The organism is Autumnicola aciditolerans (assembly GCF_041679265.1).
Taxonomy (GTDB): domain Bacteria; phylum Bacteroidota; class Bacteroidia; order Flavobacteriales; family Flavobacteriaceae; genus Autumnicola.
Window position 1 is genome coordinate 138,284 of the sequence record NZ_JBGFSM010000005.1, and the last position, 16,148, is coordinate 154,431.

Below are 16,148 nucleotides of genomic sequence, written 5' to 3' on the forward strand. Positions count from 1 at the left end.
ATGAATAGTTTTCTTTCTTTTTTTGGCGCCATAAGCTGGTGGGGCTGGATCTTAATTTTTCTTGCAGGTGTTGCCATAAAAGATATTTTCTTCAATAAAACTCATATTATAAAGCACAATTTTCCGGTAGTAGGGAACCTGCGGTATTTTCTGGAAAGTGTGGGGCCCGAATTGCGGCAGTACATTGTAGCAAGTAACCGTGAAGAAAGGCCTTTCAACCGGAGGGAAAGAGGATGGATTTATGCCTCGGCCAAAAATGAAAATAACTACGAAGGCTTTGGGACAGATCAGGATATTTCAGAAAACCAGTACATATTTGTGAATAATGCCATGATGCCCTTTAAGATGAAAAAGGATCATCCAAATCATGAAGATCCCAATTTTATCGCCTGTGCAAAAGTGATGGGCCTTTACAATAATAGGAAAAGGCCCTACCGCCCGGCCTCAATAATTAATGTTTCGGCGATGAGTTTTGGCTCCCTCTCTGCGCGTGCCATAGAAAGTCTTAATCTAGGCTGCAAGGAAGCCGGCGCATACCATAATACCGGGGAAGGCGGATTGTCTCAATATCATAAAAAAGGAGCTGATGTCGTGTTCCAGATAGGCACTGCTTATTTTGGCGTGAGGGATGACGAGGGTAATTTCTGTATGGAAAAACTTGTAGAACTGGTGCGGGAAAATCCGCAGATAAGGGCGATAGAAATAAAACTGTCCCAGGGAGCAAAACCGGGAAAAGGCGGGGTTTTACCCGCATCCAAGATTAGTGAAGAAATTGCTGAAATCAGGCACATTCCTTTGGGTAAAGATGTACTTTCGCCCCCTTTCCATACTGCTTTTGAAGGTTTAGACGGATTGTTGGAGTTTATAGAAGATATTGCCGAAGAAACCGGATTGCCGGTGGGAATTAAATCGGCTGTGGGAAAACTGGAACAGTGGGAAGAATTAGCCGAAAAAATGCAGGCTTCAGGAAAAGGCCCGGATTTTATTAGTATTGATGGAGGCGAAGGCGGGACGGGAGCTGCCCCGCCGAGTTTTGCAGATCATGTTTCCCTACCTTGGATTTACGCCTTTTCTAAAGTGTACAAGATCTTCCTGGACCAGGGAATTACCAACAGGATTGTTTTTGTGGCAAGCGGAAAACTTGGTTTCCCGGCCAAAGCTGCAATGGCTTTTGCTATGGGCGCAGATTGCGTGAATGTGGCCCGAGAAGCCATGATGAGTATTGGCTGCATCCAGGCGCAATCCTGCCATAACAATACCTGCCCCACCGGGATAGCCACTCAGAATAAATGGCTGCAATCCGGCATTAATATCAAAGACAAGGCAAAAAGAGTAAATTATTACTTTGTAAAATTTCGCAAGGAACTGCTGGAAATTTGCCATGCCTGCGGGTATGAACACCCATGCCAGTTCACCATGGACGATGTGCAGATTAACCTTAGTGACAGGAACCTGGCAAAATCTTTGGCCGCCACTTTTACTTACCATAAAGAAGAAGTACCTTTCACCTCTGTTAGAGAACATCTGGAATCTCCATATTTAGGCGGTTTCCAGAAGTCCAGAGATGTAGAAACCAAAGAAGCAGAAACCGAAGACACTGCAGTTTACCATAAGCACAAATGATAGCATCAGATCTTAGTTTTTTATTTTTCAGCATACTTCCCGCCCTTGTAGTTGGCGGGCTCGCTTTTTACTTTTTCCATACAAATTCCAGAAATGAGGAATTGAGAAGAAGATTTTTATTACACCGGGAAAATCAAAAAACCGCCTTACCCATTAAACTTCAGGCTTATGAAAGGATGACGCTTTTTCTGGAGCGCATTTCGCCGGGCAAAATATTATTCAGGATAAAACCTGTAAGTGAAGATGTCCGGTCTTATACCAATCTTATTGTTGGCACCATAGAACAGGAGTTTGACCATAATCTGGCGCAGCAAATTTATGTAAGTGCCGATTGCTGGGATTATATAAAAACCGCTAAAAACGCCACTATTGGCCTGGTTAGAAAAGCCAGTACCCAGGAAGAAGTAACTACCCCAGATAAGCTTCGGGAAGTAATTCTCACTGCGCTAATAGAAAAACCGGCACCTACAGATGCCGCCCTCGCCTTTATTAAAAAAGAGGTAAGAAATATTGTTTAAAAAGAGAATAACCTGAAGAAACCCCTGGATTTTTTTCGGTTTTCTTCTGAACGGTTTTTAGCATATTCAAAACCTTCCTGCCACCACTCCGTCATTGCTTTTTTGTTGAACACGAGCGAGTTTTCAGTAAGTTTTGTGGGCGTATAGTAAATATTCAGTTTTACCTGTTTATTGAGAGCGGCAAGTTTGCCTTCAACAATATCGTGATATTCCACCTGGTCCAGTAGAAATCCGAAGAGGTTGATCATTAACGAAAACGGGTTTTTCCCAAGCACCTTATTATATTCCATATTTTCCGCCTCCAGGATTATGGCATCCACTTCTTTCGCGCCACGTTTTATGGCTTCCCTAATGGGCACCACGCATCCCAGCCCGCCATCGGCATATTCATAACCATCCTTTGTTGCCAGGCTCATAAACGGAATATAATTACAACTAATCCAGATCCAGTCACAAAAATCATCATAAGAGAAATCATGGATAGACTTATACTCTACGCGGTTTTTGGAAAGATTTGAAACCGTGACCACCACATCTTTCACTTTAGCTTTAAGCAATGTAAAATCTTCTTCTGAAAAATGAACGCGAATATGTTTTTTAAGATTTTTGCTCTCCCCAAACGTTCTTTTGCGCTTAATGAACTGCCAGAACATGTTAAAATAATTAATGGTAACATACTCCCTGCCGTCCTTCTTTTTAACGATGAAAGGATTTACACTAAAGATTTTATGCTGGTCTACATTGGTGTAGATATCATGAACCTTTTCAATGTTCCCTGCTGCCAGGTGAGGGATTAAAAGACTTCCGGTTGAGGTTCCTAAAAAAAGATCATATTTTTTCTTATCCTCTTCAATTAAATACTGCGCCACTCCGCCGGCAAAAGCTCCCTTACTACCGCCTCCTGAAATTACCAATGCCCGCATTAAGGTTCAATTTGATTAAGTTCTTCATTCTTAAGTTTCGCGAAGCTGTAACCGCTCTCCCACCAGCTCTTCATCTTCTTTTCATCAAAAATAAGGGAATTCGTGGTCAAAACTGTAGGAGTATAGTAGAAATTAATAATGGCATTTTTATTTGCCGCCGCAAATTTTCCAATCCTGATATTTTGGTTTTCAATCCTGTCCAGCATAAACTGAAACAAATTTGTAATTAGCCCAAAAGCGTTTTTAGAAGGTAAACGATTAAAATTTGTCACTTCGGTTTGCAGGATAATCGCATCAATCTCTGTTGCCCCGCGTTTTATAGCCTCTTCAATGGGAACCATAGAACCAAGTCCCCCGTCAGCATATTCGCAACCGTTTTTTTGCGCCAGGCTCATAAAAGGAGTATAATTACTGGAAATCCATATCCATTCACAAAAATCATCGTAGTTAAAATCTCTTATGGATTTATATTCCACCTCGTTTAAAGACAAATTTGATACCGTTACCACCACATCTTTTGTGCCGGATTTTAACTGCTGAAATTCCTTCGGCGTAAAAGTATCTTTTATCAGCTTCTGAAGATTTTTGCTCTCACCAAAGGTTTTCCTGCCTTTTAAGAAATTCCGCAATACGTTAAAGTGATTGATACTAATCTGGTCATAACCATGGCGGCGCCTGATTAGGAACGGCCGGTTGCTGAAAATACTCGCCTGGTTTACCGAAGTAAACACCTCCCTGATTTTTTCAGTTTCATTAAGGGCAAGGTGGGAAATTAACAGGCTACCGGTAGATGTGCCAAGGTAAAGGTCGTATTCCCTGTTCATTTCCCTAATAAGGTACTGCGCTACTCCCCCGGCAAAAGCTCCTTTGCTGCCGCCGCCTGAGATCACTAATGCCTTCATGATTGCGCAAGCTTGTTTTCCAGAAATTCCCGTTGTTTTAGCGGAAGGCTTTCCTGCAAGTCCATGAACATATTTTTGTATTCTTCATTTTTAAGCAGCTCTTCCAGCAATTCCCTGCAGTAATTACGAAAACTGTACGTTTGATGCTGGGTTCCGGCCATTAGGTCTTTTAAATTTTGCGTGGTAAAAGTGTTGAGCTGATACAGGTAACCAAAGGCGTTTTTACGCGTTTCAAAATGCTGGCGTGGCGAAGTATAACCCGTAAGTTTATTAAAAACCTGCTGTTTTTTTTCCGGCTGAAAGTTTGGCGTGGCCAGGTTTAAGGCCAACCACAAAGTTTCCACGTTTTTGTCCATAAAACCTGCTACGCCGTCTAAATCTTCAAGATAAGCGGCGCGGCCTTCAGGAAACTGCATCCAGAGGTTGTAAAGCGCGGTTTCTTTGGTTACATAGGAATCATCATCAAGAAGAGATTCATAATAGGTTTTTAATTCTGAAGGAATTTTTTGCATGCTGCCGGCAATGGCCTGGCGCACATAAAGATTGTTTGTTTCAAAGGCCTTTTTGTAAAGCCGAAGTGCATCAGCTGAAGTATTCCCGGCCAGTTGATAAACCACCTCCTGGCCAATATAATCGTTAACCGGGAAATTTAAGGCTTCATCCAGCTGCGCGTATTTTTGCTCCAGAGGCACCTCCCTTAAACCTGCAATTTTAAGATAATTCTGAACAAATGCCGATTCCTTCAAAGAATTTAGCGCCGCATGGGCTTTAAAAGCAGACTGCTTCAGCCAGTTATTGATAAAATCTGTCAAATCCTGCCCGGAAGTTTTTTCCACCTCAGCAATAAAATTTTCAGTAGAAACGGCCTGATATTTATATAATTCCAGGTAATTCTGTACCGCCTGCCTAAAAGCTTCCTCTCCTACTTTCTCCCTCAAAATGTGCAAAGCCCAGGCCCCTTTTTGATAAAAGGTAAGGGAACTGGCTTTAGGATTCAAAACCGCTTCCCCTTTCCCGCTGTCACTCAACTGCTTTAACTGCTCGGCAGATTCATATAATTTCCAGTAATAATAATCTTCTCCAAAAATTTCTTTTTCAGCTAAAAGGGCATAAAAAGTAGCAAAACCTTCATGCAACCAGTGGTCCCGGCTTTCTTTTTCAGTCACCAGGTCCCCAAACCACTGGTGGGCCAGCTCGTGTGCATTAACATTTACATAATTACGGTCGTTAAACCCGGTGGAATCTACCACGAGAATATTTGAGAAAATTGTGGCGCCGGTATTTTCCATTCCCGCGTAAATAAAATCCTGCACCGGGATTTGTTTATAATTTTGCCAGGGAAAAGCTACCCCTATTTCCTTTTCAAAAAAATCAAAAATTTCTTTGGAATACCGGTAAGTCGGCTCCAGCTTTAAAGAATCTTCCGGCTCATAATAAAGCTGCATCTTGACGCCAGAAGCGGTGGTGATTTCCTTTTTACGGTAATTTCCAGCGGCAATGGCCACCAGGTAACTGCTCATGGGCTGCTCCATATTATATTGCCATTGGGTAACGGAGTCATTCAGGATTTGTTTTTCCTGTAAGACCCCGTTAGCTATTACTTCATAACCCCCGCGAAAATTAATATTAAGGTCGAAAATTGCCTTTTCCTGAAGGTCGTCAAAACTTGGCAGCCAGTACGAAGTATATTTGCCCTGCCCCTGCGTCCAGACCTGCCGGGGGGATTGCACTCCCGCCGGTTCATTCCAGTTTATAAAGTACATAGCCTGTGAAGGAAAAGCAGAATATTCCAGGGCTATTTTATTTTCTTCGGAAGGGGAAAAATCAGATTTTACCCATAAATGTTTGCCGTCGTTATTTACTTCAGCTTCTTTGCCGTTTAAGGTGACCTGCTGGAAATTCATATTTTGAGCATCAATAAAAATAGAATCTGCAGGCGCGAGCACGTCAAAAAGATAAACAACCCTACCCTGAACCTTTTCTTCTTCAGGAAAAATACTAATGCTGGCATTTACATTTTTAAAATCTACCTTCTCTCGCTGACTGGTAGGAGTATTTTGTGAAGTTCCTGCAAAGGAAATCAGCAATAGCAGGATTAAAAAAAAATTCTTCATTTTAATAATTGGCAATAGAAAGCTAAAATACAAAATATGTGATGTTCAGGAATGTTTCAGCTTCAAAAGAATGATTATACAGATAAGAAGTTAAAGGTTTTAAGCGGATTTAATATCTTCGTTTTTATGAATCCCAATATCCTGCAAACGCCAATTGATTACTTAAAGGGAGTAGGCCCAACCCGGGCAGGATTATTACGCAAAGAACTTGGCATCCATACCTACCAGGATTTGCTTAATTTCTTCCCGAACCGTTATTTGGATAAAACCAGGTTTTATAAAATTAACGAACTGCAGAGAACTTCTGCTGAAGTTCAGCTGGTGGGAAAGATCACCCATATTAAAACCGTGGAACAAAAGCGCGGCAAAAGGATGGTAGCCGATTTTGTTGATGACACGGGCAGAATGGAACTGGTTTGGTTTAGAGGCCATAAATGGATTCGGGAAAACCTCAAATTGAATACTCCTTATGTAATATTTGGCAAAACCAACTGGTTTAACGGGATGTTTAGCATGCCACATCCCGAGCTGGAACCGGTGGAAGAATACAAGAAACAGCTTCGCACTGCCATGCAGCCGGTGTACCCTTCAACAGAACTGCTGGCTAAAAAAGGCATTAGCAACAGGGTGGTCAATAAGATCATGCAGCAACTTTTTCTAGAAACCAAAGGCAGGTTTTATGATACCCTTACAGATGAAATAAGGGAGAAATTAAAGCTAATTCCTAAAACGGAAGCCCTTTTTAATGTTCATTTCCCTAAAAGCCAGGAGTTGTTGGGAAAAGCACAATTCAGGTTAAAGTTTGAAGAATTGTTCTACATACAGCTGCAGTTGCTCATTAAGAACATGCTTCAGAAGAAAAAAATAAAGGGATTTGTATTTGACCAGATTGGGGAAAATTTTGGAAAATTTTATAACGAACACCTGCCATTTGAGCTCACCAATGCCCAAAAAAGGGTGATAAAGGAAATTAGAAGCGACCTGGGAAGCGGCGCCCAGATGAACCGGCTGTTACAGGGAGACGTGGGATCGGGCAAAACCATAGTTGCGCTGATGTCTATGTTTATTGCCCTGGACAACGGTTTCCAGGCCTGTTTAATGGCGCCTACCGAAATTCTTTCCATTCAGCATTATAACGGCCTGGTGGAATTATGCAGAGATCTTGGAACAAGTATTTACCTGCTCACCGGTTCCAGCAAAACTTCAGAAAGAAGGGAAATCCATGAAAAACTGGAGAACGGGGAGATCGATATTCTTATTGGCACCCACGCCCTGCTGGAAGATAAGGTACAATTTAAGAATCTTGGCCTTGCCATTATAGATGAACAACATCGGTTTGGAGTGGCACAAAGGGCAAAATTGTGGAAAAAGAACCACATGCCCCCGCACATATTAGTAATGACCGCAACTCCTATCCCGCGAACTTTGGCCATGAGCCTTTATGGCGATTTGGATATTTCGGTAATAGACGAGCTTCCTCCCGGCAGAAAACCTATAAAAACAGTACATCGTTACGATAGCAACCGGCTTAAAGTTTTCAGATTTATAAAAGAGGAAATTGAAAGAGGAAGGCAGGTTTATATTGTTTATCCGCTGATCCAGGAATCTGAAAAAATGGATTACAAAGACCTCATGGACGGGTATGAAAGTATCGCCAGGGAATTCCCCAACAACCAGATTTCTATTGTGCACGGCCAGATGAAACCTGCTGATAAAGATTATGAAATGGACAGGTTTGTGCGGGCGGAAACACAGATCATGGTGGCCACTACCGTTATTGAAGTGGGCGTAAATGTGCCAAATGCAAGCGTGATGATTATTGAAAGTGCAGAACGTTTTGGGCTTTCACAGTTGCACCAGCTTCGCGGAAGGGTTGGCCGTGGCGCCGAACAAAGTTTTTGTATCCTGATGACCGGCCATAAACTTTCCAACGATTCCAAAACCCGGCTACAAACCATGGTACACACCAATGATGGCTTTGAGATTGCTGAAGTTGACCTGAAATTACGTGGCCCCGGCGATCTTATGGGAACCCAGCAAAGCGGAGTGCTAAATCTTAAAATTGCAGATATTGTAAAAGATAACGAGATCCTTAAAGCCGCCCGGTATCACGCCATGCAGGTGCTAAAAGAAGACCCAGACCTTGCCCTTGAAAAAAACAAGGTTTTAAAATACACCTATTCCCAGGTGGTGAAGCATAAGAACATCTGGAATTACATTAGCTGATTCTGCGGAAAAAAATCTGCATTTTCTGAAGAAACCCTGCTTTAAATTCAGATTTCAAATTATGCCAAAACCATCTGTAATATTATCTTTGCCTTCTGAAAAATTATTCTGATGAAAATCTCATATAACTGGCTTAAACAATTTATCAAACTTCCAGAAAATCCTGAAGAAACAGGAGAATTACTTACAGATCTTGGCCTCGAAGTAGAAGGCATAAGCAAATTTGAAAGTGTAAAAGGAGGGCTTGAAGGTATTGTTGTTGGCCATGTTTTAAATTGTGAATCCCACCCAAATGCAGACAGGTTAAACCTAACCAAGGTAGACCTTGGAAACGGGGAAAATGTGCAAATAGTTTGCGGGGCTCCAAATATAGCTGCCGGGCAAAAAGTTCCTGTTGCCACCATAGGAACTGTTCTTTATGATGAAAAAGGGGAAGAATGGGCCATTAAAAAAGGTAAAATTCGCGGGGAATCCAGCTATGGGATGATTTGTTCAGAAAAAGAGATTGGACTGGGCGCCAGCCATGAAGGCATTATGGTTATGGATAATGAACTGGTACCGGGAACACCTGTTGCAGAAATTTTTGAAATTGAAAACGACCAGGTTTTTGAGATTGGCCTTACCCCTAACAGGGCAGATGCCATGAGCCACTGGGGAGTGGCCCGGGACCTGAAGGCAGGTTACCAGCAAAAAAACAAACATTTGGAACTCATCACGCCATCTGTAAGCAGTTTTCATGTAGACAGCCGTAGCCTCAAAATCCCTATTCATGTAGAAGATTCGGCCCTGGCACCCCGGTATTGCGGGTTGACTATCTCTGATGTTAAAATTCAGCCATCACCAAAATGGCTGCAAAACAGGCTGAAAGCCATTGGGATTTCCCCCAAAAACAACGTGGTAGATGCCACTAATTATGTATTGCATGAACTGGGACAGCCTTTGCACGCCTTTGATGCCGCGAAGATTACGGGAAACGAAATTCATGTAAAAACACTACCGGCAGGAACTAAATTTACCACTTTAGATGAAGTGGAAAGGGAACTTCACGAAGAGGACCTTATGATTTGCGATACGGAAAAGCCTCTTGCTATTGCCGGAGTTTTTGGCGGGCTGCATAGTGGCGTATCAGCAAACACCACTAAAATATTCCTGGAGAGCGCCTATTTTAACCCGGTAAGCATCAGGAAAACCGCTAAAAGGCACAGCCTTAGTACAGATGCTTCTTTCAGGTTTGAAAGAGGTATTGATCCTTCTATTACAGAATATGCTTTAAAACGCGCTGCTCTTTTAATCCAGGAAATTGCCGGTGGAGAAATTACCAGCGACATAAATGATATCTACTTTCGTAAAATAGAAGATTTCCAGGTGTTCCTCACCTTTGATAAGGTAAATAAACTTATTGGGGAAAACCTTCAGGAAGAAACCATAAAATCTATTCTTGCTTCTTTGGAAATAAGGGTGAACAATGTTACTGAAACCGGGATGGGCCTTACTATCCCCTCATACCGGGTAGATGTGCAGCGGGAATCTGATGTAATTGAGGAGATCCTGAGAGTGTATGGATACAACAATATAAAGTTTGGTGAAAAGCTCAAAATTTCCGTAGCGAATTCTTCGAAATTTGAAGATTATAAATTGCAGAATATTATTGCCAACCAGCTTACCGGGCAGGGGTTTCATGAAACCATGGCAAATTCTCTTACCTCCCCGGAATACCTAAACCTTAGTGAGCAGTTAAAAGAAGAGCATAGCGTTAAAATACTAAATCCTTTAAGTAATGACCTAAGCGTGATGAGACAATCGCTGCTGTTTTCCGGATTAGAGGCCTTAAGTTACAATATTAACAGAAAACAAAGCGACCTGAAATTCTTCGAATTTGGGAAAACTTACCACTCCTACATGAGTGGCAGAGTAGAAAACAAACACCTTACACTATTTATTTCCGGCAACAGGAACCCGGAAAGCTGGAATCTTAAAGGAAACAATACTACTTTCTTTTACCTGAAGGGGGTTGTAGAAAGCATCTTTCGAAGGTTGGGAATTAATAACCTGCAATCGTCATCTTCTAAAACCGATATTTTTTCTGAAGGAATGGCTTTAAGTTCTAAAAAATCAAAACTGGTTGAATTTGGGGTGGTAAAAAAAATGCTTTTAAAGCAATTTGACATTCCTCAGGAAGTATTGCACGCCGATTTTAACTGGGATGCTATCCTGGAACTGGTGAAAATCCAAAAAATTCAATTTGCCGCTATTCCCCGGCATCCAGCGGTAAGAAGGGATTTTGCCCTGCTGCTGGATGAAAATGTAAAATACGAAGAGATAGAGAAAATTGCCTATCAAACCGAAAAGAAACTGCTGAAGCAAGTTAACCTATTTGATGTTTACCAGGGCAAAAGCCTTACCGAAGGGAAGAAAAGCTATGCGGTAAGTTTCCTCTTTCAGGACGAGCATAAAACGCTTACTGATAAACAGGTGGACAAAATGATGAACAAGTTGCAGCAGCGCTTTGAGAAAGAGCTAAAAGCCGAACTAAGATAACAGTTAATTGGAATTGCTAATTTCCTGCCATTTCACAATTAACACATGATAAGGAGGTTATCCTTTTCTTCTCTTAAATTTCCGTTTGGAATGTCTAACTTATTACTTAATTTAGTGCTGGATGCTAAAGAAAAAGAAAATGAAGCTGAACCTCCCTCGCACAAACCTCGAATCTCAGTTATTAAAAGTACGCAGCAGAAGAATTCCTGAAGAGCAGATCCTGGAACAGGTCCAGGCCATCTTACAGGCAGACGCCGGAAAAGAAGAGGAGATCCTCGAAACCCTTAATGACGGCAACATTGCTAAAGGCAATACTTTTGATCTTGATCTTCTGGAAACCCGCCGTATATTTCATATAAAGGATATTGAAAAAATCTGCGTTCTTTACAGGCTAAGATTCCTTAGTACGAAATACTTCAAGGGAGAAATTCCTTACGTGGCACTTATGGAAATAAAGAAGCTCGAAAAACAGCATCAAACTACTCTCAAGGGCTTTAAAATTATGGCTCCTTCCAAACTTTTTAAACTTGAAAATGCTGATGATCCTTTGCTGCTGGCACCTATAGGCAACGATTACTTTTACCTGGTGCATAAATGGGGTAATGATCTTAGCCCTTTTAGGAGGATTCTTATGTGGCCATTTAAAACCCTTGAAAATTTTATAATTGTTCTTCTTTTGGGAAGTTTTATTCTCACCCTTATGGTCCCGGACGGACTTTTTTCTCCTGAACCAAGCACTACCGAATTTTTATTGATCTTTTTCTTTATGTTTAAATGGGTAGCAGGTCTCGCTATTTTTTATGGATTCAAAAAAGGGAAAAATTTCAGTACAGAGATCTGGAACAGCAAATACTATAATGCCTAGAACGTTAAACTCTGTATAAAGGTCCTGTTCATACCTTGGGATATTTGTATTTTAGATGTAAAACCTCTAAAATAATGAGTACAGACGAGACTTACGAACATGTTTACACCGGTCCTGAAACCAACGTGCAATACCTGCAGGAGTTATATGAGGAAGAAGGCATCTCCTCCCGTGTAAGAAATGATTTTGATTCGGGTTTGAGGGCTGGCTTCGGTGGTGGCATGCCCGGCCAGGTTCTGCTTTTTGTAGATAAAAAGCATCTTGGCAAAGCCAATGAAATTGCCCGGAACACATTTCCTGAAGACTATAAAAATGAAGGATGAGCATTCCCAAAGAAGGAACAGGAACATCTGGCATCTTGTGCTGGGAATCCTCTTTATAGGTTATGGTAGTTACAGGCTTTATTACCGCCTGCTGGAAACCGAAAAAGATATCTTTGGAATTATCCTGGCGGTAGGATTTATTATTTTTGGCATCTACGATTTGTATCGGTATTTTAAAGGCGTCTAAATTACCACTGGATGACAGCACTTCCCCAGGTAAAACCACTTCCAAAGGCTGCAAGTACAACCACATCACCTTCTTTAATCTTTCCTTTTTCCCAGGCTTCAGTTAGAGCTATAGGAATTGATGCCGCAGTAGTATTTCCATATTTCTGAATATTATTAAAAACCTGATCATCGCTTAGCTGAAACTTTTGCTGAATAAACTGAGAAATTCTCAGATTTGCCTGGTGAGGAATCAGCATATCTATATCTTCAACACCAAGGCCATTCGCCTTCAGGCCTTCCATAATAACTTCAGAAAAACGAACTACGGCATTTTTAAATACAAATTGGCCGTTCATATATGGATAATAAGGAATATCATCTCCCTGCGGATTTTCAGCAATAATTTCGGGCACCCAGTGGTCGGTACTCGGGCCTCTAAGTGAAAGTTCCAGCGCATGCTTCCCTTCAGAGTGAAGGTGGGTGGAAAGGATGCCTTCGCTGTTATGGTCACTCCTGGTAAGCACTGCCGCTCCTGCACCATCGCCGAAAATAACAGAAACCGAGCGGCCGCGGGTAGTCATATCCAATCCTCCGCTATGGTTTTCACTTCCTATCACCAGGACGTTTTTATACATCCCGGTTTTAATAAACTGATCTGCCACGGAAAGGCCGTAAATAAATCCGCTGCATTGATTTCTTACATCCAGGGCCGGGCAGGTATTAATATCAAGCATCTCCTGCACCTGTACCCCACAACCAGGAAAATAATAATCTGGACTTAGGGTGGCAAATACAATAAGATCGATATCGTCCTTAGATATACCTGCGCGCTCTAGGGCAATTTTAGCGGCTTTCATTCCCATTACGGCGGTAGAATTTCCATCTCCTCTTTTAATATGTCTTCTCTCTTTAATTCCGGTGCGTTCCTGGATCCAAGCATCATTGGTATCCATCATTTTGGAAAGGTCTTCATTAGTTACAACATTCTCAGGGACATAACTTCCCAAACCGGCAATTTTAGACTGGTACATAGATCTCTTTTATTTCTGTGGGTTGCTATTGCTCTAGGATTTCAGCATAAATAACTAGCGCAATATATGAAAGTTTAATAGCATGAAAACCGCTTTTTAAGGAGAATAATGGAGTGACAAAGCACAATATGAGACGTATGTTTACTCTTCAGCATTAAAATAGGCATCTCCGGCTTCATATTCATCTTCATTTAAAAATCCATCCCCATTACTATCCCAGTCTTCAAAAATCCCTTCATTTAGCTCATCTGGATTCATATAGCCATCCCGGTCTATGTCATAGGAGTCAAACCAGTCGGAATTAAGAAATCCGTCTGTCCATTCCTCCTCATCAATAGATCCATCTGCATTGGCATCAAATTTATTGAAATCTTCCTCTCCGGCATAATTCCTATACAGATTTCTATTGTCCTGGTTCCATTCGTCTTCATCTATTTTTCCGTCGTCATTTAAGTCTGTATACCGGAAGGTGCTGCCAAAAAATTCCCTGCCATCCAACAAGTCATCATTGTCTTCATCCCAGTTAGAAAAATTTTCTGTGTAAGCATTTTTAAATTCGTCTCCATTCCACATGCTATCATTATCATGATCGTACCGGCTGAAATTGTTTTCACAGCCAATGCTTATGAAGATTAGTGGTAGTATAGATACTATTTTAGATTTCATAGTGATTACTTTTCAAGAAGATAGCATGAAAAGGGAAGAGAGCAATATTCTTTAAAATTATTTAACGTTGGAAAATTCTTATTTTAAAGCTTTGGTAAGAAAATTAAACGAGCATCTTATACCGTAATACTGTACAAAAAAGGCCCGCTGTTGCAGGCCAAATCAAATTTAAAAATTATCTTTTTATCTCATATCACCAGTGGTGGCATGATAATAAGAACCTCCAGAGGTAAATTCATTTTCGTCTATGGAACCACTCCTGTCCCTGTCCATACTATTATAGACACCCTGGTTAAGTTCCTGCTGATTTACCGTACCATTCCTGTCCGTATCATAGCTACTATAAAATTCAGTATTTCTAAAGCCGTTATAATATTCGTCATTATCTATATATCCATCTGCATTGGCATCAAACTGGTCATATTGATTAGTATCAAAGTAATCCCCATACATATTATCATAGCCATCGTTCCATTCTTCTTCAGAAAGGCGGTTATCTCCATTTGCATCTACACTGCTATAGGTGGCTTTATAAAATTCCTTATCATCTACCTGCTGGTCGTTATTGCTATCCCAGTTCGAAAATTGATTGTTATACTGGTTATCAAATTCCTGGCGATCCATAGCCCCATCGCTATTGCTATCATACGTGCTGTAGTTTTGCGCACTTGCAATGGCGCAAAAGAAAAGGAATAATCCCATTGCACTAAAATTTCGCATCTTCATCATATTTATTTTTAAATGGTTAATACCCAGGTAATTTAAGACAAAATGAGCGCGCATATAGTACTTTATAAGTGTTTAACAGGTTAAAAGCCTCTTTTGTACCTACCGTAACAATCGCAGAGAAATTGAGGAAAAAAGAATAAAATAACGTTAAAAGAAAAGCGCAACTCTTAAAAGTAATTGCGCTTTTCCAACAACCTAACCAATAAATCAATCTTTACAGATACTTTTTATACCTGTTTATTTTTACCTCTGCTTTTAAATCATGAAGGAGATTGTACAATCCAAAAAAAGTGCGGTTGATGTAGAGAAAGTGTTTGCTTCCCCTGTTTCCGTTCATTTTACGTAGTTCAGTATCTTTGCTATATTTTTCGCTTAATTCTGTAATGGAATTCCAAAAACTTTCATCTGAAAAATCAAAAGTTTCCTGATGAAAAGGACTGGTAAACAAATTAAGCATTTGAAAAAAAAGTTCCGAGAAATACTTTATTTCATGAGGCGAATCGTCTTTTCGAAGAATCTCTAATTCATACAATTTGCTCCTAAAGAAATCTGGGTTATTAATATTGTCTTTTTCAGCCAGTTCAAAATAAGGGACGTAAAAATCTTCCGGTACCTGTTTAATGCAGCCAAAATCTATAGCGATTAATTTCCCTTCTTCACTTATTAAAAAATTACCGGGATGGGGATCTGCATGCACTTCTTTTAAATTATGCATCTGGAACATGTAAAAATCCCATAGCGCCTGCCCTACTTTATTTGCTTTTTCCTGGTCCTTATTTTCTTTTGCAAATTCACTAAGATGTTTTCCCTCCATCCAGTCCATAGTAATAATGCGCTGGCTGGATAATTCTTCATAATACTCTGGAAATTCCAGATTAGGAATATGCTCACATGCTTCGGAAATTGACTTGCTTTGTTTTACTTCCAGCACATAATCTGTCTCTTCCATCAATTTCCCTTCAACTTCTTTAAAGTACTTTTCTGAATCTTTGCCTTGCAGGTTGAACATCCTTATGGCAATAGGCTTTACCATTGCAAGGTCTGAACTGATACTGTCTGCAACCCCTGGGTATTGGATTTTCACAGCAAGTTTCTTCCCGTCTTTCGTCGCCTGATGCACCTGGCCGATGCTGGCAGCATTAACAGACTGGGTTGCAAACGTATCATAGAGTTCCTCAGGAAAAGCTCCCTGGTATTTCTTAAAAGTCTTACGCACAAGAGGTGCAGACAAAGGCGGAACGCTAAACTGCGCCAGGCTGAATTTTTCTACATAAGCATTGGGCAGCAAGCTTTTTTCCATAGAAAGCATCTGGGCTACTTTTAAAGCACTTCCTTTAAGGCTTTTCAAGCCATCATAAATGTCACTGGCATTGCTTTCATCCAGCTCATCCCTAGTAATCTCAGGATTTAATGCCCGCTTCCCATAATATTTTAAATAATTCCCACCTATTTTAACGCCTGTTTGGACCATTTTTGAAGTACGGCCAATTTTTCCGGTAGGTATTTTATCTATTGTTTTCAT

Annotated in this window: 14 protein-coding genes; 7 read left to right on the forward strand and 7 right to left on the reverse strand. The window is 40.8% G+C overall.

Features of this window, described 5'->3' with window-relative positions; all coding sequences use genetic code 11:
• Both AB8M93_RS06800 and AB8M93_RS06805 read left to right on the forward strand, forming a co-directional pair.
• Positions 1-1,623 (forward strand): FMN-binding glutamate synthase family protein, encoded by a 1,623-nt coding sequence (locus tag AB8M93_RS06800; RefSeq protein WP_373056824.1) that lies wholly within the window; start codon positions 1-3, stop codon positions 1,621-1,623.
• The gene (locus tag AB8M93_RS06805) at positions 1,620-2,141 is read left to right on the forward strand and encodes a DUF7935 family protein (RefSeq protein WP_373056825.1); all 522 of its coding nucleotides are present in this window, start codon (positions 1,620-1,622) and stop codon (positions 2,139-2,141) included. Before AB8M93_RS06800 ends, AB8M93_RS06805 begins: the two co-directional genes overlap by 4 nt.
• Here AB8M93_RS06805 and AB8M93_RS06810 read toward each other — a convergent pair.
• From AB8M93_RS06810 to AB8M93_RS06820, 3 genes are read right to left on the reverse strand one after another with little or no spacing between them, the layout of a single operon-like run.
• A complete protein-coding gene (locus tag AB8M93_RS06810; protein ID WP_373056826.1) occupies positions 2,138-3,064 on the reverse strand; it encodes a patatin-like phospholipase family protein in 927 nt (308 codons plus the stop codon). The two genes, AB8M93_RS06805 and AB8M93_RS06810, sit on opposite strands and share 4 nt — an antisense overlap.
• A complete protein-coding gene (locus tag AB8M93_RS06815) occupies positions 3,064-3,966 on the reverse strand; it encodes a patatin-like phospholipase family protein (RefSeq protein WP_373056827.1) in 903 nt (300 codons plus the stop codon). The genes AB8M93_RS06810 and AB8M93_RS06815 overlap by 1 nt, the downstream gene beginning before the upstream one ends.
• The gene (locus AB8M93_RS06820; protein ID WP_373056828.1) at positions 3,963-6,080 is read right to left on the reverse strand and encodes a M1 family metallopeptidase; all 2,118 of its coding nucleotides are present in this window, start codon (positions 6,078-6,080) and stop codon (positions 3,963-3,965) included. The genes AB8M93_RS06815 and AB8M93_RS06820 overlap by 4 nt, the downstream gene beginning before the upstream one ends.
• 126 nt (positions 6,081-6,206) lie before the next feature.
• Here AB8M93_RS06820 and recG point away from each other — a divergent pair, with 126 nt between their 5' ends.
• The 5 genes from recG to AB8M93_RS06845 all read left to right on the forward strand — a co-directional run bounded on the left by recG (position 6,207) and on the right by AB8M93_RS06845 (position 12,219).
• Entirely contained in the window at positions 6,207-8,306 is a 2,100-nt protein-coding gene (gene recG, locus AB8M93_RS06825) for an ATP-dependent DNA helicase RecG (protein ID WP_373056946.1), read from the forward strand.
• Positions 8,307-8,417: 111 nt separating this feature from the next.
• The gene (gene pheT, locus AB8M93_RS06830; RefSeq protein ID WP_373056829.1) at positions 8,418-10,844 is read left to right on the forward strand and encodes a phenylalanine--tRNA ligase subunit beta; all 2,427 of its coding nucleotides are present in this window, start codon (positions 8,418-8,420) and stop codon (positions 10,842-10,844) included.
• Between the two features lie 139 nt (positions 10,845-10,983).
• On the forward strand, positions 10,984-11,709 hold the full coding sequence (locus AB8M93_RS06835; protein ID WP_373056830.1) for a hypothetical protein: 726 nt from the start codon (positions 10,984-10,986) through the stop codon (positions 11,707-11,709).
• Between the two features lie 74 nt (positions 11,710-11,783).
• Positions 11,784-12,032: a putative signal transducing protein gene (locus AB8M93_RS06840; protein ID WP_373056831.1), complete on the forward strand. Its 249-nt coding sequence runs from the start codon at positions 11,784-11,786 to the stop codon at positions 12,030-12,032.
• Positions 12,022-12,219 (forward strand): hypothetical protein, encoded by a 198-nt coding sequence (locus tag AB8M93_RS06845; RefSeq protein ID WP_373056832.1) that lies wholly within the window; start codon positions 12,022-12,024, stop codon positions 12,217-12,219. Before AB8M93_RS06840 ends, AB8M93_RS06845 begins: the two co-directional genes overlap by 11 nt.
• Before the next feature lies 1 nt (position 12,220).
• Here AB8M93_RS06845 and AB8M93_RS06850 read toward each other — a convergent pair whose 3' ends face one another.
• The 4 genes from AB8M93_RS06850 to AB8M93_RS06865 form a co-directional block, all read right to left on the reverse strand.
• The gene (locus AB8M93_RS06850; RefSeq protein WP_373056833.1) at positions 12,221-13,231 is read right to left on the reverse strand and encodes a 3-oxoacyl-ACP synthase III family protein; all 1,011 of its coding nucleotides are present in this window, start codon (positions 13,229-13,231) and stop codon (positions 12,221-12,223) included.
• 141 nt (positions 13,232-13,372) lie between these two features.
• Positions 13,373-13,897 carry an EF-hand domain-containing protein gene (locus tag AB8M93_RS06855; protein ID WP_373056834.1) on the reverse strand — a complete coding sequence of 175 codons (525 nt, stop codon included), beginning with the start codon at positions 13,895-13,897 and terminating at the stop codon, positions 13,373-13,375.
• 183 nt (positions 13,898-14,080) lie between these two features.
• On the reverse strand, positions 14,081-14,626 hold the full coding sequence (locus AB8M93_RS06860; protein ID WP_373056835.1) for an EF-hand domain-containing protein: 546 nt from the start codon (positions 14,624-14,626) through the stop codon (positions 14,081-14,083).
• A 214-nt stretch (positions 14,627-14,840) separates the two neighbouring features.
• Positions 14,841-16,148 carry an ABC1 kinase family protein gene (locus AB8M93_RS06865; RefSeq protein WP_373056836.1) on the reverse strand — a complete coding sequence of 436 codons (1,308 nt, stop codon included), beginning with the start codon at positions 16,146-16,148 and terminating at the stop codon, positions 14,841-14,843.

What these genes read in the sequence shown, in the direction of transcription:
- AB8M93_RS06800 (WP_373056824.1), top strand. Translation starts at nt 1, where the DNA reads ATGAATAGTTTTCTTTCTTTTTTTGGCGCCATAAGCTGGTGGGGCTGG.
- AB8M93_RS06805 (WP_373056825.1), top strand. Translation starts at nt 1,620, where the DNA reads ATGATAGCATCAGATCTTAGTTTTTTATTTTTCAGCATACTTCCCGCC.
- AB8M93_RS06810 (WP_373056826.1), bottom strand. Translation starts at nt 3,064, where the DNA reads ATGCGGGCATTGGTAATTTCAGGAGGCGGTAGTAAGGGAGCTTTTGCC.
- AB8M93_RS06815 (WP_373056827.1), bottom strand. Translation starts at nt 3,966, where the DNA reads ATGAAGGCATTAGTGATCTCAGGCGGCGGCAGCAAAGGAGCTTTTGCC.
- AB8M93_RS06820 (WP_373056828.1), bottom strand. Translation starts at nt 6,080, where the DNA reads ATGAAGAATTTTTTTTTAATCCTGCTATTGCTGATTTCCTTTGCAGGA.
- recG (WP_373056946.1), top strand. Translation starts at nt 6,207, where the DNA reads ATGAATCCCAATATCCTGCAAACGCCAATTGATTACTTAAAGGGAGTA.
- pheT (WP_373056829.1), top strand. Translation starts at nt 8,418, where the DNA reads ATGAAAATCTCATATAACTGGCTTAAACAATTTATCAAACTTCCAGAA.
- AB8M93_RS06835 (WP_373056830.1), top strand. Translation starts at nt 10,984, where the DNA reads ATGAAGCTGAACCTCCCTCGCACAAACCTCGAATCTCAGTTATTAAAA.
- AB8M93_RS06840 (WP_373056831.1), top strand. Translation starts at nt 11,784, where the DNA reads ATGAGTACAGACGAGACTTACGAACATGTTTACACCGGTCCTGAAACC.
- AB8M93_RS06845 (WP_373056832.1), top strand. Translation starts at nt 12,022, where the DNA reads ATGAAGGATGAGCATTCCCAAAGAAGGAACAGGAACATCTGGCATCTT.
- AB8M93_RS06850 (WP_373056833.1), bottom strand. Translation starts at nt 13,231, where the DNA reads ATGTACCAGTCTAAAATTGCCGGTTTGGGAAGTTATGTCCCTGAGAAT.
- AB8M93_RS06855 (WP_373056834.1), bottom strand. Translation starts at nt 13,897, where the DNA reads ATGAAATCTAAAATAGTATCTATACTACCACTAATCTTCATAAGCATT.
- AB8M93_RS06860 (WP_373056835.1), bottom strand. Translation starts at nt 14,626, where the DNA reads ATGATGAAGATGCGAAATTTTAGTGCAATGGGATTATTCCTTTTCTTT.
- AB8M93_RS06865 (WP_373056836.1), bottom strand. Translation starts at nt 16,148, where the DNA reads ATGAAAACAATAGATAAAATACCTACCGGAAAAATTGGCCGTACTTCA.